Raw genomic sequence first — 19,063 nt, forward strand, 5'->3', positions numbered from 1 at the left:
ATCAAAACTTCATTCTCTGGATTCTCACAGCATTTAGAATTGCCAACAGAGCGACACCGACATCAGCAAAAACAGCCTCCCACATTGTTGCCAAACCTCCTGCTCCGAGAATTAATACAACTGCTTTTACAACAAATGCCAAAGTAATATTCTGCCAGACAATTTTCTTGGTCTGCTTTCCTATATTGATTGCCATTGGAATTTTTATCGGCTTATCATCCTGAATAACAATATCTGCGGTTTCAATCGTGGCGTCACTACCTAATCCGCCCATTGCAATTCCCACATCACTGAGAGCTACAACAGGAGCATCATTAATTCCATCGCCAACAAAAGCCACAGATTGATTTTTAGCTTTTATTTCTTTTACTTTATTTACTTTATCTTCGGGAAGCAGATCTCCAAATGCATTCTCTATCTGCAAATTTTCAGCAACAAAGTCAACAACAGAACTTTTGTCACCGCTAAGCATGGTGGTTTTTACATTTAATGATTTAAGTTTACTGATCGTTTGCTGTGCATCTTCTTTAATTGAATCTGCAATGGTAAGATATCCAACAAACTTTTTGTCAACAGCAATTGCTATTAATGTGTAAACAATATTTTCAGTATTTAAATCATAAGAGATATTGAAATTCTTCATTAATTTCAGATTTCCTACGAGCAATTCTTTTCCGTTGATTTCTGCTTTTAAACCTTGTCCGGCAATTTCTTCTACATTTTCCAGCTGTATGGAATGATCAATTTCACCAACGAAATCATGAATGGCAGTTGCAATAGGATGAGTGGTTTTACTCTCCAGAACATTAATCCATTGTAAAATTTCATCTTTATTAAAATCATTGTTAAAAAGAACTTCCTGAACTTTAAAAACACCTTCCGTCATTGTCCCGGTTTTATCCATTACCACATTTTGAATGTTGGCAAGAATATCTAAGAAATTGCTTCCTTTGATTAAGATTCCGTTTCGGCTTCCGGCTCCGATTCCTCCAAAATATCCCAACGGAATAGAAATAACCAGTGCACAAGGACAAGAAATTACCAGAAAAACCAATGCCCTGTATAACCAATTTTTAAACTCATATCCTTCAACGAAAAAGTACGGTAAGAAGGTTATTCCTATTGCCAGAAATACAACAATTGGTGTGTAAACTTTTGCAAATTTTCTGATAAACAATTCGGTAGGAGCTTTTTGAGCAGTTGCATTCTGAACGAGTTCCAGTATTTTACTCAGTTTGCTGTCTTTATATGTTGCTGTAACTTTTACCTGGCTTACTGAATTAAGATTAATCATTCCCGCTAAAACGGTTTCACCTTTTATTTTCGTATCGGGCTTGCTTTCTCCTGTTAAAGCTGAAGTATTGAATGATGCTTTTTCAGATAATAATTTGCCATCCAAACCTAATTTTTCGCCTGATTTAAGCTGAATAATATCATCAACTTTTGCATTGACCGCTTTTACAACTCTGGGTTGCCCATTTTCTAAAACTGTCACTTCATCCGGACGCTGATCTAAAAGAGATTTAATATTTGACTGGGCTTTCGTAACTGCCATTGCCTGAAAAACTTCTCCCACCGAATAAAAAAGCATAACAGCAACTCCTTCAGGATATTCGCCGATAACAAAAGCTCCGATAGTGGCAATTCCCATCAGAAAAAATTCGGAAAAAATATCACCATGAACTATACTTTCGTAAGCTTCCTTCAAAACAGGCAAACCAACGGGAATATAGGCGATTAAATACCAGACAAAACGAACCCAGCCATTAAACCAAGTGTTTTCTATAAAATTATCGAAAACAATTCCAAACAATAATATTGAAAAAGAGATTACCGCCGGCAAAAACATCCGGAAGACAGATTGATCTTTCACATCATGTGAATGCTCATGATTGTGTTCGTTATGATTATGCTCGTTATTTGGCTTTTTACTGAGATTTTCTTTCATAATTTAAAATTTTATTCGAATGTAAGCCTTAATCAAATGCAATGCTATTGCAAACTTTCAAGGCAATTCTCACAGATTCCTTTTGCAAAAAATCTTATCTCATCAATCCTGAAATCAGTCTGAATATTTTCCGGAAAGGAAATATTTTCCCGGCAAGTTGTCTGTTTACAGATCTTGCAGTAAAAATGAAGATGCCAATCTTTGTGTGTATTTTCATCGCAGCCATCATGACAAAGCTTATATTTTGTGGTTGTATTTTCTTGAATACTGTGAACAATTCCTTTTTCCTCAAAGGTTTTTAAAGTTCTGTAAATGGTTGTTCGATCTGCATTTTCAAAATTATTTTCAATTTCAGATAATGATAATGCTGCTTCCTGGGATGTCAGTAAATCATATACCAAAATCCTCATACTTGTGGGTTTGGTATTCTTGTCGATGAGCTTGTTTTCAATATGTTTATTCATGTTTTTATGAGCCGAAATGAGACTATAATTTAGTGAAAGATTTTGAAGTGATCATAAATTCGTTTATAATAAATATCATTATTTTTACTGTATGAAAGTTTTAATTATAAACGGCCCAAATCTCAATCTTTTGGGAACAAGAGAACCTGAAATTTACGGAACAATTTCTATGGAAGATTATTTAGAGGAAATAAAATCTGAATTTTTTTTGCATGAAATTTTATATTATCAGTCAAATATAGAGGGGGAAATAATTAATCGTCTTCAGAAAGATGATTTTGATGCTTTGGTAATCAACCCCGGAGCTTTCACCCATTATTCTTATGCCATTGCAGATTGTTTAAAGAATATTCAGAAACCAAAAGTGGAAGTTCATATCAGCAATATTTATAAGCGTGAAGAATTTAGACAAAAATCTGTAACAGCCGCTAATACTGATTCAGTATTATCTGGTTTTGGAATGGATGGATATCGGTTGGCTGTTCTGAGTTTTAGTTAGTTTTCTGCAGATTTAACAGAAATTCTTTTGGAAATAATAATAAAAGCAGATAATAATTCAAATAAAAAAAGCCTCATCAATTGATGAGGCTCTTCACTATTTCTAAATGGTCTGTTCCTGCAATTGAGGACCAGAAGCAATCAGCTTTTTAGCTTCGTCATTACCGCAGTACTGCTCGAAGTTTTTGATGTATTTTGAAGCAAGATCTTTTGCTTTTTCTTCCCATTCTGCAACGTCGCTGTAAGTATTTCTCGGGTCTAAAATACCTTCAGAGACATTTGGCAATGAAGTTGGAATCTCTAAATTCATCACCGGAATTATAGTTTTTTCAGCATTTTCAATAGATCCGTCGATGATAGAATCAATAATAGCTCTTGTATCTTTTAAAGAAATTCTTTTTCCTGTACCGTTCCAACCTGTATTTACGAGATAAGCTTTAGCACCGTGCTCTTTCATTTTCCCGATTAATGTTTTCGAGTACATTGTCGGGTGTAAGGTAAGAAATGCTTCACCAAAAGCTGGAGAAAATGATGGTTCAGGAGCAGTAATTCCTCTTTCAGTACCTGCTAATTTCGAAGTGTATCCGCAAAGGAAATGGTATTGAGCCTGATCTTCATCTAAGATTGAAACCGGAGGCAACACTCCAAACGCATCAGCAGAAAGATAAACAATCTTGCTTGCGTGACCTGCTTTTGAAGGTAAAACAATTTTGTTGATATGATAGATAGGATAAGAAACTCTGGTGTTTTCTGTAATTGAACCGTCTGTATAATCAGCGATTCCGTCATTTACCATAACATTTTCAAGAAGTGCATCTCTTTTTATTGCTCTGAAAATATCCGGTTCTTTTTCTGCTGACAAATCAATTACTTTAGCGTAACATCCACCTTCATAATTGAAAACTCCGTTGTTATCCCAACCGTGCTCATCGTCACCAATTAAATATCTTTTAGGATCTGCAGATAAAGTTGTTTTTCCTGTTCCCGAAAGTCCGAAGAATAATGCTACATCTCCTTCTTCACCTACGTTTGCAGAACAGTGCATTGATGCCATACCTTTCAGCGGAAGGTAATAATTCATGATCGCAAACATTCCTTTTTTCATTTCTCCACCGTACCAGGTTCCGCCGATAATCTGAAGTTTTTCAGTAAGGTTGAACATTACGAAGTTCTCAGAATTCAATTCCTGCTCTTCCCAATTCGGGTTTGTTGTTTTTGAACCGTTGATTACAGTGAAATCCGGCTCTCCGTAGTTTTCTAAATCGAAATGAGAAGGACGGATGAACATATTTGTAACGAAATGAGCCTGCCACGCAACTTCCACGATAAATCTTACTTTAAGTCTTGTATCATCATTGGCACCGCAAAATGTATCGACAACATATATTTTTTTGGCATCTGAAAGTTGATTTAAAACTAAATCTTTACAAGATTCGAAAATTTCGGGTGTTGTAGGTAAATTTACTTTACCATCCCAGAAAATAGTATTTTTAGTAATATCATCCTCTACAATATACCTGTCTTTAGGAGAGCGGCCTGTAAAAATTCCTGTTTTTACAGATACTGCGCCAGATTCTGTTAATTCAGCTTTTTCAAAACCCTGATTTTCAGGCGACATTTCCGCTTGATATAATTCTTCATAAGAAGGATTATAAATTAATTCGTAATCTCCTTTAATCCCTAATTTTTGTAAATCCTGGATGATTTTAACGTTTTTCATTTTACTTATATTTTCTGTTTCTTTTTGTTGGCATAACAATAGTAATATTAACTATTTGTTAAACTTCAATAAATATAAACATATAAGCGAAAATGACAAATAAAAAATAGACCTTTTAATGCATTGATTAACAGTCTATTAAATCACTCCATTCATAAATAGTATGAAAACCTTTGCCCCAAAAATAGTCTTCAAACCCCTCAAATTTTGCACTCATTACAAAATCTCCGCCCCACGCACCTAAACTTTTAACAAATTTTACACAATCTTCAAAATAAATTGATTTAACTGTCGGAATCCCAATAAAATCTGAAATTATTTGCTCATGTATCACAAATAAATCAGAAAATTTATCTAATTCATCACACAATAAAATATTTTTTGTGAGATCAGAAAATTCATCGATTAATTTTTGAGACTTTATTTTAGACTTATAAAGATTGATTCCTTCTCTACTATCCTGCTTCTGATTTAAGTGGATGAAAATCAGTTCATTTTTAAATTTCGGATTAAAGTCTACCTTTTCAAAATGTATTTCGGGTTTGTTTTGAAACAAGACCGCCGATTTAGCATGAGCGACAGCAATATCATATCCACTTCCGCCCAAACTTATTGAATTTAACTGAAAGGGATCAATATGAGACCATTCTGCGAGATTGTTCATCAAAGTAGAGCTGCTTCCCAAACCATAATCTGCAGGAAACTGAAGGTTGGTTTTTAAATGATAAGAATAAGAATTTTTAAATTTAATTTCAGAAAGATTCTGAACGTTTTTGAGCGTTTTAAGAATAAACTCTGCGCTTGAAGTGATATTGGTTTCCAGAATCTGCCAATTTTTATAATCGATGACCGCTTTTAACCATAATTTATTCTGATGATAAGCTTCCCAGGAAACAATCGATTTTCCGTCTGGTTTTTCTTCAAAAAAAAACTCTTGTCCTAGCTTTGTGGGTACCGCCAAGACAAGAGCCCCATCTACAGCGAAATATTCTGAAGTAAGCATCAGCTTTCCCGGTGAGAAAAGGCTATTCATATGTATAGTAGATAATTTTTGTGCAATATTTTATCATTGGGTAATATACAAATAAGGCATAAGATCAGTTAAAATAAATTATTGAAATTATTAGCAATTCGGTTATATAAATTTATCATTTAGAAAATCTGAAGCAAATTATATATAAAATAACAAAAATTAAATCGCCCATGTTTGGACGATTTAATTTTTTATGAATGTTTTAAAATTTTAACACTCGTAGTTAGCGTTTACAACATTTGCTAAATCATTAATAAATTCAGGAGTACCATCAGCGTAATCGGATGAGAAACCCACATTAATAAAATCTCCACAAGCATTTACAAATTCTACTCTCCATCTTCCTCTTGAAGTAAATTCAGCGGTCACAGTTACCCTAATAATATCGCCATTTTTTAATTTTACTTCATATTGCGAAGAGTTGTTAGATGTTACAGTTGTGTAAAAACTATTTTTTGTTGAAACACTTTCGTTAGCAAACGAGAATGACGCAAACATCAAAGTACATAAAATTGCTACTTTTTTCATAATAAAAATTTAAGTGATTAGTTATATATTTAATTTAAAAAAACATTTTCTTTTGTAAACCTCTCCATCTTCTTTCTTGTTATATTATTTCCATTAGAATCTAAAACTTGCATCTCTCCCATATAAATATAGGGGTTCTCCATAAAATCTTTCCTTGCTTTTAAGAATTTACTTTTATTCTCTATCTTCACTAATCTGAAATATGGAATTTTTTTTATTTCTTCTGAGCTCTTCTTTATTTCTATTGCACTAATCTCTATTGTTTTATTTTTGTTGTAAACTTCAAGAATAAGCCCAGACAACCCTTTAAAACGAAAAGGCCCCTCAGTAGTAACAAATTCAGGAGCAAACCAAGCAAAAAAAACATCACCTGTCTCGCTTATTGTTTTTGCAAGTTGGCAATCAATATTTTTGATTTTCTTTCTATCTGGAAGAATTTCCCAAACAGGTATTGATTCTGAAAACTCATAATTGTCAAACCCTAATGGAAGCGTCATATAAATAATTCCTTCATTTCTATACACTTGGCCTCTATTTTTAGGATATTTTATTATATTTCCCATAGATGTCTTAATTGTAGATAATGAACCACCACCATTAGTAATCGCTTGATAATATTCTCTTTCATCCTTACTATAATAAATGGATTCATTACTATTATAAAGGAGTACATTTTCAGATTCTTGAATACTTGATTTATTCATACTATCCTTTATAATCTTGAAATTGTACACAACTTCTACATGTGCTTTAGAACTTTGTGCAAAACAAACAAAAACTTTTAAAAACAATAATAGAAATATACCTTTTCTAATCATTTCATAAATATAATAATAATTTCTGAACAGAAATAATTTTATCTAAATTTTTCTGCATGTATAAATAGTATTCATACTTGTTTTAAAAATTGATGAAATTTTAAACCTATCAGAGTTATGTAAAATAATTTACAAAAATTATTTTGAAAAACTAAAAAACACCAAATATAAAATTAAATCATAACTATTTATATCGCAGAAGCAGAAGTTACTTCGCCGTCAATTTTCTTGATTAAACCTTGAAGTGTTTTTCCGGGACCAACTTCTACAAAGTGAGTTGCGCCGTCTTTAATCATGTTTTGTACAGACTGAGTCCATTTTACAGGACCAGTTAACTGAGCAATAAGATTTGCTTTAATTTTGTCAGGATCTGTAACTGAAGTTGTCGTAATATTCTGATAAACCGGAATCGTCGCTTTTCTGAATTTCGTATTTTCAATGGCAGCAGCCAATCTTTCTTGTGCAGGCTGCATTAAAGGTGAATGAAAAGCTCCGTTTACAGGTAATAACAAAGCTCTTTTTGCTCCCGCTTCTTTCAGCTTCACACAAGCTTCTTCTACAGCAATCGTTTCTCCGGAAATCACCAATTGTCCGGGACAATTGTAATTTGCTGGAACTACTACTCCGCTGATTGAAGCGCAGATTTCTTCAACTTTAGCATCATCCAATCCTAAAATTGCAGCCATCGAACTCGGATTTGCATCACAAGCAGCCTGCATTGCTTTTGCTCTTTCGGAAACCAGTTTCAAGCCATCATCAAAAGATAAAACTCCGTTTGCAACCAATGCTGAAAATTCTCCTAAAGAATGTCCTGCAACCATTTCCGCTCCAAGACCGTTTACTGCTTTCAATGCAGCAACCGAATGTATAAATATTGAAGGTTGTGTAACCTCAGTTTTCTTCAGATCTTCGTCTGTCCCTTTAAACATAAGGGAAAGAATATCAAAACCTAAAATTTCATTGGCAGATTCCATCAAATCTTTAATGTCTTTACGAGAATCGTATAACTCTTTTCCCATCCCTACAAACTGTGAACCCTGCCCAGGAAATACAAGTGCTTTCATTTATTGATTTAAAAATTAATACAAATATATAGTTTATTACTAAAGTTCCTAAAATTAAGGAATCAATCTGATCACTCGGAAACCGGTATTTACGTAAGCTCCGTTTGCTTTAGATTTTACAAATTCAAATTTAGTAGCCAACTGAGTCTGCACTTTATTGATTTGCTTAAAGATTTCTCCTTTTTTGTTTTCTCTTGTTAACATATCGTTTACAACATCGAAACCAATAACGGCATATTTTCCGGGAGTTTTACAATATTTAGCTTTATAAGCTGCTAAAATTTCTTTCTCAAAATTACCGTCAGCATCGATTGTTCTATCCATTATATAAACTAAATTTACCTGACGCAGTTCATTTACTTTTTTATCAAAACTTGTAGCTGCATACATGCTGAATGCTTTTATACCCTGAACTTCTTTGGATAAAGCAATTAATTTGTTTGAGAACGCTTCGCCAAGGGCATCATTATCACTTGCCAAAATTGCAATAACCGGAGCAGATTGTCCTGTCATCATATTTTGATCCAATTGAATATCAGAAGCTGAATTTACAATTATGACTTGAGCATTTTTTACATTTTTCTCAAGATTTGACTTTAGATAATTTGCATTTTCTTTTTTAGTGTCTGCAAGAATATAAATTTTCTGATCAGAATAAACCGATTTTACCTCTTCTGCAATTTTGTCTGCATACGAATGATCATTGGTTTCAACGATAATTAAATTGCTGTAGTTGTATAATTCCGGAGAGTTTGCAAAAGGCGCCACCACAGGAATTTTCTGAGTTTTGGTAAAATCTAAAAGATCAATTACATTTGATTTAAAGAAAGGTCCGATAATTAAATCGGTATTATTAGGATTGATTTGCGATAAAGAGCTTTTAAACGAAGCTTCGTTACCAGAATCAACGATTTTTATATCTAACTTTTGTCCGCCTGCGGCATTTCTTTCAATTGCTAATTTAGCTCCCGTAAGAAAATCTGTCGCCATCGCACGATATTGAGTTTCATTGGTGCTGTAGCCAAAAGGAAGCATCAAAACAACGCTTAATGCATCGCCATTCTTTTTGATGTAAGCAGCATCTAGTTTTCTGATTTTTAAAATCATTCCCCCTTTCAATCCTCTCGATAAATCCGGGTTTAGAGCAACTAATTCATCAATTGAAATTCCGAATTTATTAACAATTGAAAAAACAGTATCTCCTTGCTCCACAACATATGTTGCATATTCATCCTGGTTAGAATGAGAATTGGAAGAAGATCTTTCGTTTCCTGAATCTATTTTAGTTTTGTTATTTGCAGAAGTGGTTTCAGTAACAGTTTCAACAGGCTTTGTAACTGTAGTTGCAATAGCTTGGTTTCCACCATATTTTTTGATGCTATCAAGAGGTAAAGTAATTTCGTCACCAATTTTCAAGTGAGAATCCAAATCTGGATTTAGCTTTCTCAGATCAGTTTCAGAAATTTTGTATTGCTTTGTAATACCGTAAACTGTTTGTTTAGGCTGAAGAACAATTTTTCCGGTTTTAGCAGACGTGTTTGTAACGGGAGTTTTAGCAGCAGTAGTTGCACCACCGCCAGATTTTACATTAACAACGTCCCCCAATGCAAGTTTTCCGTCTTTAACTTTAGGATTCAACTTCAACAATTCATCTACAGAAATTCCGTATTTCTTAGAAATATTATAAGGAGTGTCACCTTTTACAACCGTGTGTGTCTTCTGAGCCGTTAAAGCCAAAAACATACACAAACCAGATAGTACAAAAAACCTCTTAATCATTTTCGATATTATAATTTACAAAAATACTTCTTTAAAATTAAATGGCAACAATTATTAGTTTTGAATCATGAACCACCATTTCTTCCAAACAAAATTCTATCCAGGAATAGCCAAAATCTGCAAAAAAGACAGAGAAATTATAAATCCTTTCCTGCCACGTTTTTGCCGGATGAACATCTATAAATAAATTCTCCAAACGCTCCAACAATTCATTTTGTTTGATTCTTTCGGCACGAAGAAGTCTTTTTTTCATTCTACTGAAAGATTTCAACTGTCTGGTTTCTTCTGCTTTTACTAAATTCCCGAAAGATTGTTCTGTAGTTTCAGCAATATTTTTCAATTCAGAAAACTGTTTCATCAACAGGCTTTCTTTTTCATCAAGCAAATTAAGAATTTCATTATTATCTAAAATTTTCTCATTTGTAATTTTAGTAAAATTCTGGAAGAAATCATCTATTTTTAAATCAAGTTTATTAATTTTTCCTAAAGTTTTTTCCTTTAAAAACAACATTGAGTTTCTGGGAATCAAAATCGGGAAAGGTAAATTTAATTGAGTAAAATAATCTTTCAATTCCAGCCAATACATGATTTCGGCATTTCCGCCAATGTAAGCAAGATTTGGCAAAACTGTTTCCTGATAAACAGGTCTCATCAACGCATTCGGGCTAAATTTTTCAGGGAAATTTTCAAGCTCGTCAAGGATTTCTTCTTTTGAAAACTTAATATTTTTATCAACAACGATATAATTTTCACCGTCAAAATCAATCCTGTCACGGGTTTCAGAAAGGTAGAAAAGGTTTATTTCACGAGGATTCACCTGAACTTTCCCATATTTTCCACTCAGAAAATCAACTTTTTCTTTTGAATTTTTATGCAGACTAAAATTTTCCAGTTCATCTTTAAATACATTTTTAATTTGATTTTTTAAAGCTTTAGAATCTCCATCCAAAATAAGTAAACCCAAATCTGAAAACAATCTGTTCACCAAAGTCTGAATCGCTTTCGTTAAAGTATGCCCGGTTTTATAAGCTTCTTTCAGCATTAAAATCAATTCGGTTCCGAAAATAGAATCTTTAAATTCTTTTTCAAATTCAGAAATGAAAAATGTGTCATTAATTTGGATTTTTCCAACCGCACTTCCTGATTTTTCGTTGATTTCGTAATAATTATTCTCGGTTTTAAAATGATTAATCTCTGCAAAATCGTGGTCTTCAGAAGCCATCCAATAAATGGGAACAAAATTAAAATCCGGAAAATTCTGCTTTAAATAACAACAGGTTTTTATCGTCTGAAGAATTTTATACACAAAGAAAACAGGTCCGGAAAACAGGTTCAATTGATGACCCGTTGTAATCGTAAACGTATTTTTTTGCTTTAAATTTTCTAAATTCTCTATTTGCCGGGATGAGAGTTTTAGATCTGAGAGTTGAGATTTAATCGTTTCAGAAAGAATTTCTCTTCTCTCTAAAGTAAATGAACTTTGTCTTAACTGAATTTGCTTGGCAAAATTTTCCAACGAGAAAGTTTGCGTTTCAAATCCTTCAATATCATGATTCAGGAAATCTTTTATTAATGTAGGAATACTTTCGATTTCCCCGAAAGCTATTTTATTTATTGTTTTCAACCTGATTAAATTTTAGTTGAACAAATACCAAACAATTCCGATATTCAGCCTAAAATCATAGACCGGATAATGTGGAAATGCGTAAGATTGATTATGTGAAATAAGTGTTCCGATTTGCTGACCTTCGATGAAGAAAAACATTCTTTTCACTTTCATATTAAAGTAAAGATCAGCAATTGGCTGTCCTCCGATTGAAAATGAGTCTGCGCTTGGCAAAATATATTCATTAAGAATCGGGAAATATTCTCTTGTGGCAAATTTTGAAAAATAATAGACTTTCAAACCCGCCTGAATTTCTGCCGAATTTTTAAACGCTTTAGACTGAAAAAATAAATTGGCTCGCCCGATAAAAGAAGGCATTGGTAAAAGTTCTTTATTGGTTAAAGCATTTTGAAACTGCAATCTTGTATTCAAATGGAATTTACCATAACTAAATGTTGCATCGCCTCCAATTTGAGAAATGTTGAGAGAATTTGCACTTTGTTTTGGCATGGCAGCCGTATTGAAATAGGTATAATTATCAATTCTAAAATAATTGGCAAATAATTCTGTCTTGAACCACTTTAAATTTAAACTTCCTCCTATTTCTGTTACCGATTGATTTTTAGCATCAGAAAGAAAATAATTGAAATTACTGTAAACTGATGAATTTGCGAGATAATTAAAAGATGGATAAGCACTTTGGAAATTTACTTTTGCATTCACAAAGTAATCTTCGACAGGTTCAAATTTGATGTTGTTTGTCGTTTTTAAATAATCGCCAAACTGACTTCCTTTTGAAATCTCTAAGAATGAATTCACCTGAAATTTATCAAAAATCTTAATCTGGAGATTTCCAACAGCTCCTAATCTGCTTTCCTTCATTTCGGCAGGAATTTCAAGATTTGGCAATGTCATCTGATTAACTCCGAATTTCAGCATTTGATATCTTACACCCGCATCTAACTTGAAACGCTCATTATCGAAAACCAAACTCAAAGTATTGCTAAAATTATTTGAATATTTTTTTGTAGCCAGAGGAAACCCATTAATAATTTCCGAGGGAGTAGAATACCAATACTGTTCTAAACTTCCCTGATTATAATAATATTTATTGCCTTGATTAGAAATTGTGTGCCGGATTCTAAAAGGAAACTTTTCAGCATTAAAAGGCGTAAACTGATGACTCAAATAATATCTTCTAAAGGAATATTGCGAACTCGATGATGCCAAATTTACCTGAGCTCTATCCCTGCTTCGAAATTCACTATCTCCGGATTGGAATAGATCATCATTGATGATTCCACCATTCTCCTGGTTGTTTACATTTTGATGGAGATAATGTGCAAACAATTCATAATTGCCGCTTTTCGAAGTATAATGTCCTGAAAATAGCGTATTGTTGTTAGCAGCTAAAGAATTTCTATAAAATCCCTGAGAACGAAGTCCCATATAATCTAACGAAAAATTGAATCTTTTCCCGATATTCTGAGTATAAGTGGATTGTAACGCAGCACCATTTTTCATGGCTGTATGATAAATAAAGGTTGCTGTTGGTGTTTTTACATCGTAGTATCTAATATCATTAATTCCTAAAATACCATATGATTTATTGGTTGGTAATAACGAGAGATTCTGTTCAGCATTTACTTCATATGACAATGGATTAAATCCTGCACCAATATTCGCAAACTGCACTCTTCCGAAATTATCTCTGTTGTTATATTGTGAAAAAATATAAGTTTTATTGAATGTCATCGCTGTATCAAAAACCTTCTTCTCAGAATACTGCGTCTGATACTGATAATCGTTAATTGTCGGCTTAAATATCTTCAATGAATCTTTTGTTCCGGAGTCTACAATTAAGGTATCTTTTAATTTCTTCTCCAACATATTGGAGTCGGTTTTATTAACGATAACCTGAGCTTGAGAAAATGAAGCAGAGAAAAATATAATGAGGAAAAGGTATTTCATGAATTTTTTTTGTACAGCAAAAATAAGAAATAAAAGGAAATAAAAAACCCCGTCTTGCGACGAGGTCTAAGATTATATAATTGTGTTAAATTAATAACCAGGGTTTTGCTGGATGTTCGGGTTTGCGGAAATTTCTGTAAACGGAATTGGTAAGGTGTATTTATAACTTCCATTAGCCAAGTTTGTAACTGAAATTATATCATCCGTTGGATTTCTATCCATAGTTACACCTGCTTGAACAGCCATTCTTTTAAGATCGATATAACGGTGACCTTCTAAACCTAGTTCAATTCTACGTTCTTTTAAAATATCAGCATAAGCAGTCTGTGCATTTCCATAAACAGGAGTTGTTGCAGTACCATTATAGTTTCTTGCAACTCTTACTGCTTGAATTGCTGCTTGAGCTGCTGACAAATTATTACCTGCAGTTTCAGCTTCAGCTAAAATAAAGTACATCTCAGATAATCTGAATAATTTTAAATCATTTCTTGTAGGTGCACTTGTTTTACCAGGATACTTATCAATTACCAATCTATCAGATGTAATTGGAGATGTACTTGTAGCATAATTAGGATCAATAATAGAAGTTGGATCTATATATGTATATCTTCTTACATCACTTCCAGTGTTAACTAGATTAAATAAGTTTCTACCTAAAAACCACATTGGTACTCCAGAAACTGATGATGTATTAGTATTCCAATTTGTACCTACATTAGCACCAACACCTGTAGCAAGTCTGTTCAAAGAGAATATAATTTCACCTCTAGCTGAATCATTCCATAAGTTTCTATAAGGATTAAACGATGAAGCTACACCATAAAATGCTGAATTCCAAGCTGCCGAACCAATAGTCGGTGCACTCGTTGTAGTTATTGGAGTTGATACCGTCAGTGATAAACCAGAGTTTGAAATAACATCTTGTGCATACTGTTTAGCTAGTGTAGCATTACCTCTATAAATATTAAACCTTGCAGATAATGCATTTACAAATCCTTTATCAACATAAAATCTTGCGGCAGCATTACTAGCAGCCGAATAAGATAATGTAGCTCTAGCAAAGTCTAAGTCACCATTGATAACATCAAAAACAGCTTGATTACTACTTCTAGGTAATTTAGCGTCTGTTTCAGGGATACCTTCTGTAATTATAACTCCTAATCCTCCAGAATTTTTCATATCTGGTGAATAGTATGCTAATAACTGAACATAAGCATAAGCTCTTAAGGCTCTAGCCTGTGCAATAATATTATTATATTGAGCTTGCTCTGAAGCAGCAGGAGTAAATAATTGTGCCCCTGCAATTAATCTGTTTACTCTATTAATTAATCTGTAATGGTTACTCCAAATACCACCGGGAACTCCGTCTGAAGCATCTAAAAAATGCCTGTGTAATTGAAATTCCTGACCTCCACTACCATTTCCAGGTTTTACTTCATCAGTAAATACTGCCGTAAAATAAATATCACTACTTGTTTCCATACTTGAATATACAGAACCCAATAAGAAACTATTTAAATTTCCTACATTAGTAAAAATTGCATTGTCATCTAACTGACCAGGCTGCTCAATTTCAATAGCATCCTGACAGCTCGATACCGTAAAACCTACAGAAACGAAAGCCGTTAAAAAAAAGGCTGTTTTTATAATTCTTTTCATAATATTAAAATTTTTAGAAATCTACATTCATCCCTACTGATACTGTTCTAGGGTTAGGATATACATTTAATGAATAAGTAGTTACTGGCTCTGGGTCAAAGCCTTTCCAATCTGACCAAGTCAATAAGTTTTCAGCTTGAATAAACACTTTAATTGATTTTACTGGCAAATTACCTAATCTGCTTTTAGAGAAGTTATAACCTAATGACACGTTTTTAAGTCTGATGAAATCTGATTTATATAAGAATCTATCAGACTGCCCTTCTAAACCAGCGTTATTTGCAGTAAGAGATGGAATATTTGATCCTGTATTGGTAGGTGACCAGGCATTTAGCAAGTCTGCAGAAACATTAATATTATTTGCAGCATAGAAAGGATCCATTACCCAAGAATATAAGTTATCATAAATATATCCTCCTTGTTGGAAAGAGAATAACGTGTCGAAGAATAACCCTTTATGCTCGAAGTTAAATCCGAATCCTCCAGTAAATTTAGCATAAGGAGATTTTCCTGTCGCTCTCCTATCATTAGCTGTTGGTGTTTTTGTTGTATTACCGTTGATATCTAAAAATAATTGTTCTCCATCAGTAGGATCTACCCCCAAATAAGGATATAAATAATATTGACTAGCAGGTCCACCAATTCCATCGTTATTATCACCATTGACAATATCTTCTGTTACTAAAGAAATAATTTTATTTTTATTGTAAGCACTATTTACAAATACCGATAATCTTGTATCTTGTTTTCTGATTATATTGAACCTTAGTAGACCTTCAACACCTTTATTATCCATTCTACCGGTGTTACCAATTATTGATGAAACACCTGTAATTGGAGAAACGCTTATCGGCCCGTATAATCTATCAGTTCTCTTTTCGTAGTAATCAAATGATCCTTCAACAATCCCTTTATACTTAAAATCTAAACCAATATCAGATTGAGTCACTTGTTCCCATTTTAGAGCAGTATTTGCTAAATTTGATATTGCAAATCCAGGTAAGTTTTGGTAACCTGAATTACTTGTATAAAGATCTAAGAAGTTGTTTGGATTAAGAATTAGTGGATTATTATTATTTGCAGGAGTTGAAAGGTTTTGATTTCCTGTTGTCCCAACTGATCCTCTTAATTTTAAAAGATCAAATCCTGAACCTTCCATGAAATTCTCTTTATCAATATTCCATCTCGCACCTACTGACCAGAATGTCTCCCATCTGTTTGCAGGAGCAAATCTGTAAGATCCGTCTCTTCTTACAACTCCACTAACTCCATACTTATCTTTATAATCGTAGTCTAATGTACCGAAATACGCTAATGTTCCAGCAGTAACTTTCAGTGCTGAAACTGTTGGTCTATATATGTTAGGAGTTGCTGGGTTAAATGGTACATAACCTGTTCCTGCACCAAAAGCCCAGTTCAAAGGATTTAGACCATTTTGAGTTTGTATAGATTGGCTCCAGTTTACTTTAATATAATCCATAAAAGCTGATGCTGAAATGGTATGATCTTCACCAATAGTTTTATTAAAACTAATATTTGTAATTGAATTAAAAGTAAGATCTCTTTGAGTAGTAAACGATTCAGATCCTCCAAACTCTGCAGCTTGACCTGCAGCTACAGCTAACGATAGATATCCATTTGCACTTCTTGCAAAAGTTCTTCCGTATTCTTTATACTCAATTCCCGTTCTGTTCCCAACACTTAACCAATCTGTAAGTTTGTAATTAATATTACCGTTAGCATTAATGCTGGTTTCAGTAAATCGGTTTCTTACCCCCCCCATAATATTATCATACAGAACGTATGGTCTAGCAACTACTGAGTTTGTTCCAATAGCATTAAAAAGCTCTCTACCATTAGCATACGGCGATGGCGCCAAAAATGACGGAGATAACACTCCTCCAAATAGTGGATTCTGGATTACGTTAGCATTAATTGCAGTGTTGGTCTCATCGTCAAGCTGATTTCTCTTAGACCAACCTAAACCTAAAATTGTTCCAAAAGTTAATCTATTATCTTTAGATTTACCACTAAGATTATTCCTTAAAGTGAATCTTTTAAAATCAGTACTTTTCACAATCCCTTCACTATCCAAGTATCCCAAAGAGATAAAGTTATTCAAGTTTTCACCTCCAGCACTAATTGAAACATTATGCTGTTGAGAAATACCTGTTCTTGTAAACTCTTTATTCCAATCAGTATCAATTCCCCAGTTATCTATATCACTTTGAGATAAATTATTTTCAACAGCAAAACCACCGCCGCCATAATTTTTCTGAATTTGCAACAACTGTCTAGCATTAGACATATTATAATCAGGTTTTGGCATATATGAAAACGATGTAAGACCATCATAAGATACTCTTAAACCAGAATTAAATTTACCTCCTTTTGTTGTAATTACTACAACACCATTTGCTCCCCTGTTACCATATATCGCTGTTGCCTGAGCATCTTTAAGTATACTGAAAGTATCAATATCATAAGAGTTAAGATTTCTGAATTGCGTAGAAGAAGTAATAATACCATCTACAACAAATAATGGATCTGTAGAACCATTTAATGAGCTTAAACCTCTAATTAAGATATTAAACTTTCCGGAACCTGGAGAACCAGATGCAGAGTTCACAACAATACCTGGTGCTGTTCCTTGAATTGAATTCAGAACTGAAATATTTGGTCTATTTTCCAATGTTTCAGACCCGATTGTAACAGATGATGATACAGATTTAGCCTTTGTAGACGTCTTACTATATCCCAAAACAACAACTTCTTCGATTTTCTGTTCCTGTTGAGGAATGGTATCATTTTTTGTTGTCTGCGCAAAAGCAACCTGCCCTAAAAAGAACAACGCTCCAGCACTTAATACACTTAGTTTAACATTCATATTAACAAAATTTTAATATTTTTAATGAGCAAATATGTTAATAAATATTAACACTTGCAAGTTTTTTTAGACAAACAAGTAGTTTTTTTTTTGAAAAGTATTATTTTTTCATTCATATACATACAATTTAGCAATAATAATATAAAAAAAAAACATTTAATTCAAGGTATTTTCATACTGATATTAATTTTAACACTTAATTATTGGTAATTAATTTATTATCTAGAATCATTATAAATTAATGCTTGCAAAATTATTAATTGAAATTAATTGTAAAATATACCCCTATCTATTTTAGAATAAAATTTGCTCCTACTCCAAGAAATCTCAAGTAAAAAAAATAATCTCGGCAGTATTCTTTGTGATAATGTTAAAATTACATGCCCAACACACAATATCTGTGAATTAAATATTAAGTGATAATTCAGTTTTTGGAGGAGTAAAATCAGAATCAGGAAAATCCCTCAAATATGAAGATATAAATGGCTCAGCATATTTAGATGCAAATTTTTATCAGGCAAATGTTGCTTGCTGACAGCTATGAAATTATTCCAATAAGATACAACTCTTATAAAGATAAAATAAAATTTCAAAAGAATGGAAAGACAAAGGTTCTACCTAAAGAATCAATTTTTCTAGAATTGAAATTGAAAGACCTAAAATAGCATTTGTATTAGTTGATACAAACTATTACATGAGTGGATATTTTTTTGAATTAATAAATGGAAAAAATAGTTTATATAAGAAAATTAAAACTGATTTCAAAGATGCTGTACCAACTCCAAATTCCTATACTTCAGAAAAGCCAGCTACTATCAAAACAAATCTCAGATGGCTCTTTTATAAAAAAAACAAAAAAATGAAACGGATATTCTTCGGTCAAACAATAGCAAGAATAATGAAATAAACATGTTTTTCAGGTCAAATAAAATAAAATAAAATTCAATAAAGAGGAAGATTTAATTAAATTTGTATATTATTTAAATACACTTTATCTACAAAAAGATTTGGTTAAATAATAAATACTTCTTGCAAAACACATACAATAAATTTTAATATAAATTGTATGTGTTTTGCAAATAGTTAAC

General features: G+C 32.7%; 14 protein-coding genes. 2 read left to right on the forward strand and 12 right to left on the reverse strand.

The annotated features are described in order from the left end of the window. Window position 1 precedes the first annotated feature (1 nt). Window positions 2–1,948, reverse strand: a complete 1,947-nt coding sequence (locus ACOOWA_RS01375; protein ID WP_421372737.1) for a heavy metal translocating P-type ATPase — start codon at window positions 1,946–1,948, stop codon at window positions 2–4. Between the two features lie 44 nt (window positions 1,949–1,992). Further along, a complete protein-coding gene (locus ACOOWA_RS01380) occupies window positions 1,993–2,412 on the reverse strand; it encodes a Fur family transcriptional regulator (RefSeq protein WP_421372738.1) in 420 nt (139 codons plus the stop codon). Between the two features lie 91 nt (window positions 2,413–2,503). Here ACOOWA_RS01380 and ACOOWA_RS01385 point away from each other — a divergent pair, with 91 nt between their 5' ends. Continuing rightward, a complete protein-coding gene (locus ACOOWA_RS01385; RefSeq protein ID WP_421372740.1) occupies window positions 2,504–2,911 on the forward strand; it encodes a type II 3-dehydroquinate dehydratase in 408 nt (135 codons plus the stop codon). 102 nt (window positions 2,912–3,013) lie between these two features. Here the strand turns inward: ACOOWA_RS01385 and pckA are convergent, their stop codons facing one another. From pckA to ACOOWA_RS01435, 10 genes are all read right to left on the reverse strand, one after another. Then, window positions 3,014–4,630, reverse strand: a complete 1,617-nt coding sequence (gene pckA / locus ACOOWA_RS01390; RefSeq protein WP_421372741.1) for a phosphoenolpyruvate carboxykinase (ATP) — start codon at window positions 4,628–4,630, stop codon at window positions 3,014–3,016. Window positions 4,631–4,757: 127 nt separating this feature from the next. Then, the gene (locus ACOOWA_RS01395; RefSeq protein WP_421372743.1) at window positions 4,758–5,663 is read right to left on the reverse strand and encodes a GYDIA family GHMP kinase; all 906 of its coding nucleotides are present in this window, start codon (window positions 5,661–5,663) and stop codon (window positions 4,758–4,760) included. Window positions 5,664–5,873: 210 nt separating this feature from the next. Continuing rightward, on the reverse strand, window positions 5,874–6,191 hold the full coding sequence (locus ACOOWA_RS01400; RefSeq protein WP_421372745.1) for a hypothetical protein: 318 nt from the start codon (window positions 6,189–6,191) through the stop codon (window positions 5,874–5,876). 29 nt (window positions 6,192–6,220) lie between these two features. Beyond that, on the reverse strand, window positions 6,221–7,009 hold the full coding sequence (locus ACOOWA_RS01405) for a GLPGLI family protein (protein WP_421372746.1): 789 nt from the start codon (window positions 7,007–7,009) through the stop codon (window positions 6,221–6,223). Between the two features lie 188 nt (window positions 7,010–7,197). Then, window positions 7,198–8,073, reverse strand: a complete 876-nt coding sequence (fabD, locus tag ACOOWA_RS01410) for an ACP S-malonyltransferase (protein WP_421372747.1) — start codon at window positions 8,071–8,073, stop codon at window positions 7,198–7,200. A 54-nt stretch (window positions 8,074–8,127) separates the two neighbouring features. Beyond that, on the reverse strand, window positions 8,128–9,852 hold the full coding sequence (locus ACOOWA_RS01415) for an amino acid ABC transporter substrate-binding protein (RefSeq protein WP_421372748.1): 1,725 nt from the start codon (window positions 9,850–9,852) through the stop codon (window positions 8,128–8,130). A gap of 37 nt (window positions 9,853–9,889) precedes the next feature. Beyond that, complete coding sequence (gene bshC, locus ACOOWA_RS01420) at window positions 9,890–11,476, reverse strand: bacillithiol biosynthesis cysteine-adding enzyme BshC (protein ID WP_421372749.1); 1,587 nt, start codon at window positions 11,474–11,476, stop codon at window positions 9,890–9,892. 12 nt (window positions 11,477–11,488) lie between these two features. Further along, window positions 11,489–13,429, reverse strand: coding sequence for a putative porin (locus ACOOWA_RS01425; protein ID WP_421372750.1), 1,941 nt, complete (start codon window positions 13,427–13,429; stop codon window positions 11,489–11,491). Between the two features lie 90 nt (window positions 13,430–13,519). Next, window positions 13,520–15,088: a RagB/SusD family nutrient uptake outer membrane protein gene (locus tag ACOOWA_RS01430; protein WP_421372751.1), complete on the reverse strand. Its 1,569-nt coding sequence runs from the start codon at window positions 15,086–15,088 to the stop codon at window positions 13,520–13,522. 13 nt (window positions 15,089–15,101) lie between these two features. Beyond that, on the reverse strand, window positions 15,102–17,975 hold the full coding sequence (locus ACOOWA_RS01435) for a SusC/RagA family TonB-linked outer membrane protein (RefSeq protein ID WP_421372752.1): 2,874 nt from the start codon (window positions 17,973–17,975) through the stop codon (window positions 15,102–15,104). A 694-nt stretch (window positions 17,976–18,669) separates the two neighbouring features. On the opposite strand from ACOOWA_RS01435, the gene ACOOWA_RS01440 reads away from it, so the two are divergent. Beyond that, a complete protein-coding gene (locus ACOOWA_RS01440) occupies window positions 18,670–18,882 on the forward strand; it encodes a hypothetical protein (protein WP_421372753.1) in 213 nt (70 codons plus the stop codon). Window positions 18,883–19,063: the final 181 nt, after the last annotated feature.

The organism is Chryseobacterium sp. GP-SGM7, from assembly GCF_049166575.1.
In the GTDB taxonomy this organism is placed as follows: Bacteria; Bacteroidota; Bacteroidia; order Flavobacteriales; family Weeksellaceae; genus Chryseobacterium.

What these genes read in the sequence shown, in the direction of transcription:
- ACOOWA_RS01430 (WP_421372751.1), bottom strand. Translation starts at nt 15,088, where the DNA reads ATGAAAAGAATTATAAAAACAGCCTTTTTTTTAACGGCTTTCGTTTCT.
- pckA (WP_421372741.1), bottom strand. Translation starts at nt 4,630, where the DNA reads ATGAAAAACGTTAAAATCATCCAGGATTTACAAAAATTAGGGATTAAA.
- ACOOWA_RS01435 (WP_421372752.1), bottom strand. Translation starts at nt 17,975, where the DNA reads ATGAATGTTAAACTAAGTGTATTAAGTGCTGGAGCGTTGTTCTTTTTA.
- ACOOWA_RS01440 (WP_421372753.1), top strand. Translation starts at nt 18,670, where the DNA reads ATGAGTGGATATTTTTTTGAATTAATAAATGGAAAAAATAGTTTATAT.
- ACOOWA_RS01395 (WP_421372743.1), bottom strand. Translation starts at nt 5,663, where the DNA reads ATGAATAGCCTTTTCTCACCGGGAAAGCTGATGCTTACTTCAGAATAT.
- ACOOWA_RS01385 (WP_421372740.1), top strand. Translation starts at nt 2,504, where the DNA reads ATGAAAGTTTTAATTATAAACGGCCCAAATCTCAATCTTTTGGGAACA.
- ACOOWA_RS01400 (WP_421372745.1), bottom strand. Translation starts at nt 6,191, where the DNA reads ATGAAAAAAGTAGCAATTTTATGTACTTTGATGTTTGCGTCATTCTCG.
- ACOOWA_RS01380 (WP_421372738.1), bottom strand. Translation starts at nt 2,412, where the DNA reads ATGAATAAACATATTGAAAACAAGCTCATCGACAAGAATACCAAACCC.
- ACOOWA_RS01405 (WP_421372746.1), bottom strand. Translation starts at nt 7,009, where the DNA reads ATGATTAGAAAAGGTATATTTCTATTATTGTTTTTAAAAGTTTTTGTT.
- fabD (WP_421372747.1), bottom strand. Translation starts at nt 8,073, where the DNA reads ATGAAAGCACTTGTATTTCCTGGGCAGGGTTCACAGTTTGTAGGGATG.
- ACOOWA_RS01425 (WP_421372750.1), bottom strand. Translation starts at nt 13,429, where the DNA reads ATGAAATACCTTTTCCTCATTATATTTTTCTCTGCTTCATTTTCTCAA.
- ACOOWA_RS01415 (WP_421372748.1), bottom strand. Translation starts at nt 9,852, where the DNA reads ATGATTAAGAGGTTTTTTGTACTATCTGGTTTGTGTATGTTTTTGGCT.
- ACOOWA_RS01375 (WP_421372737.1), bottom strand. Translation starts at nt 1,948, where the DNA reads ATGAAAGAAAATCTCAGTAAAAAGCCAAATAACGAGCATAATCATAAC.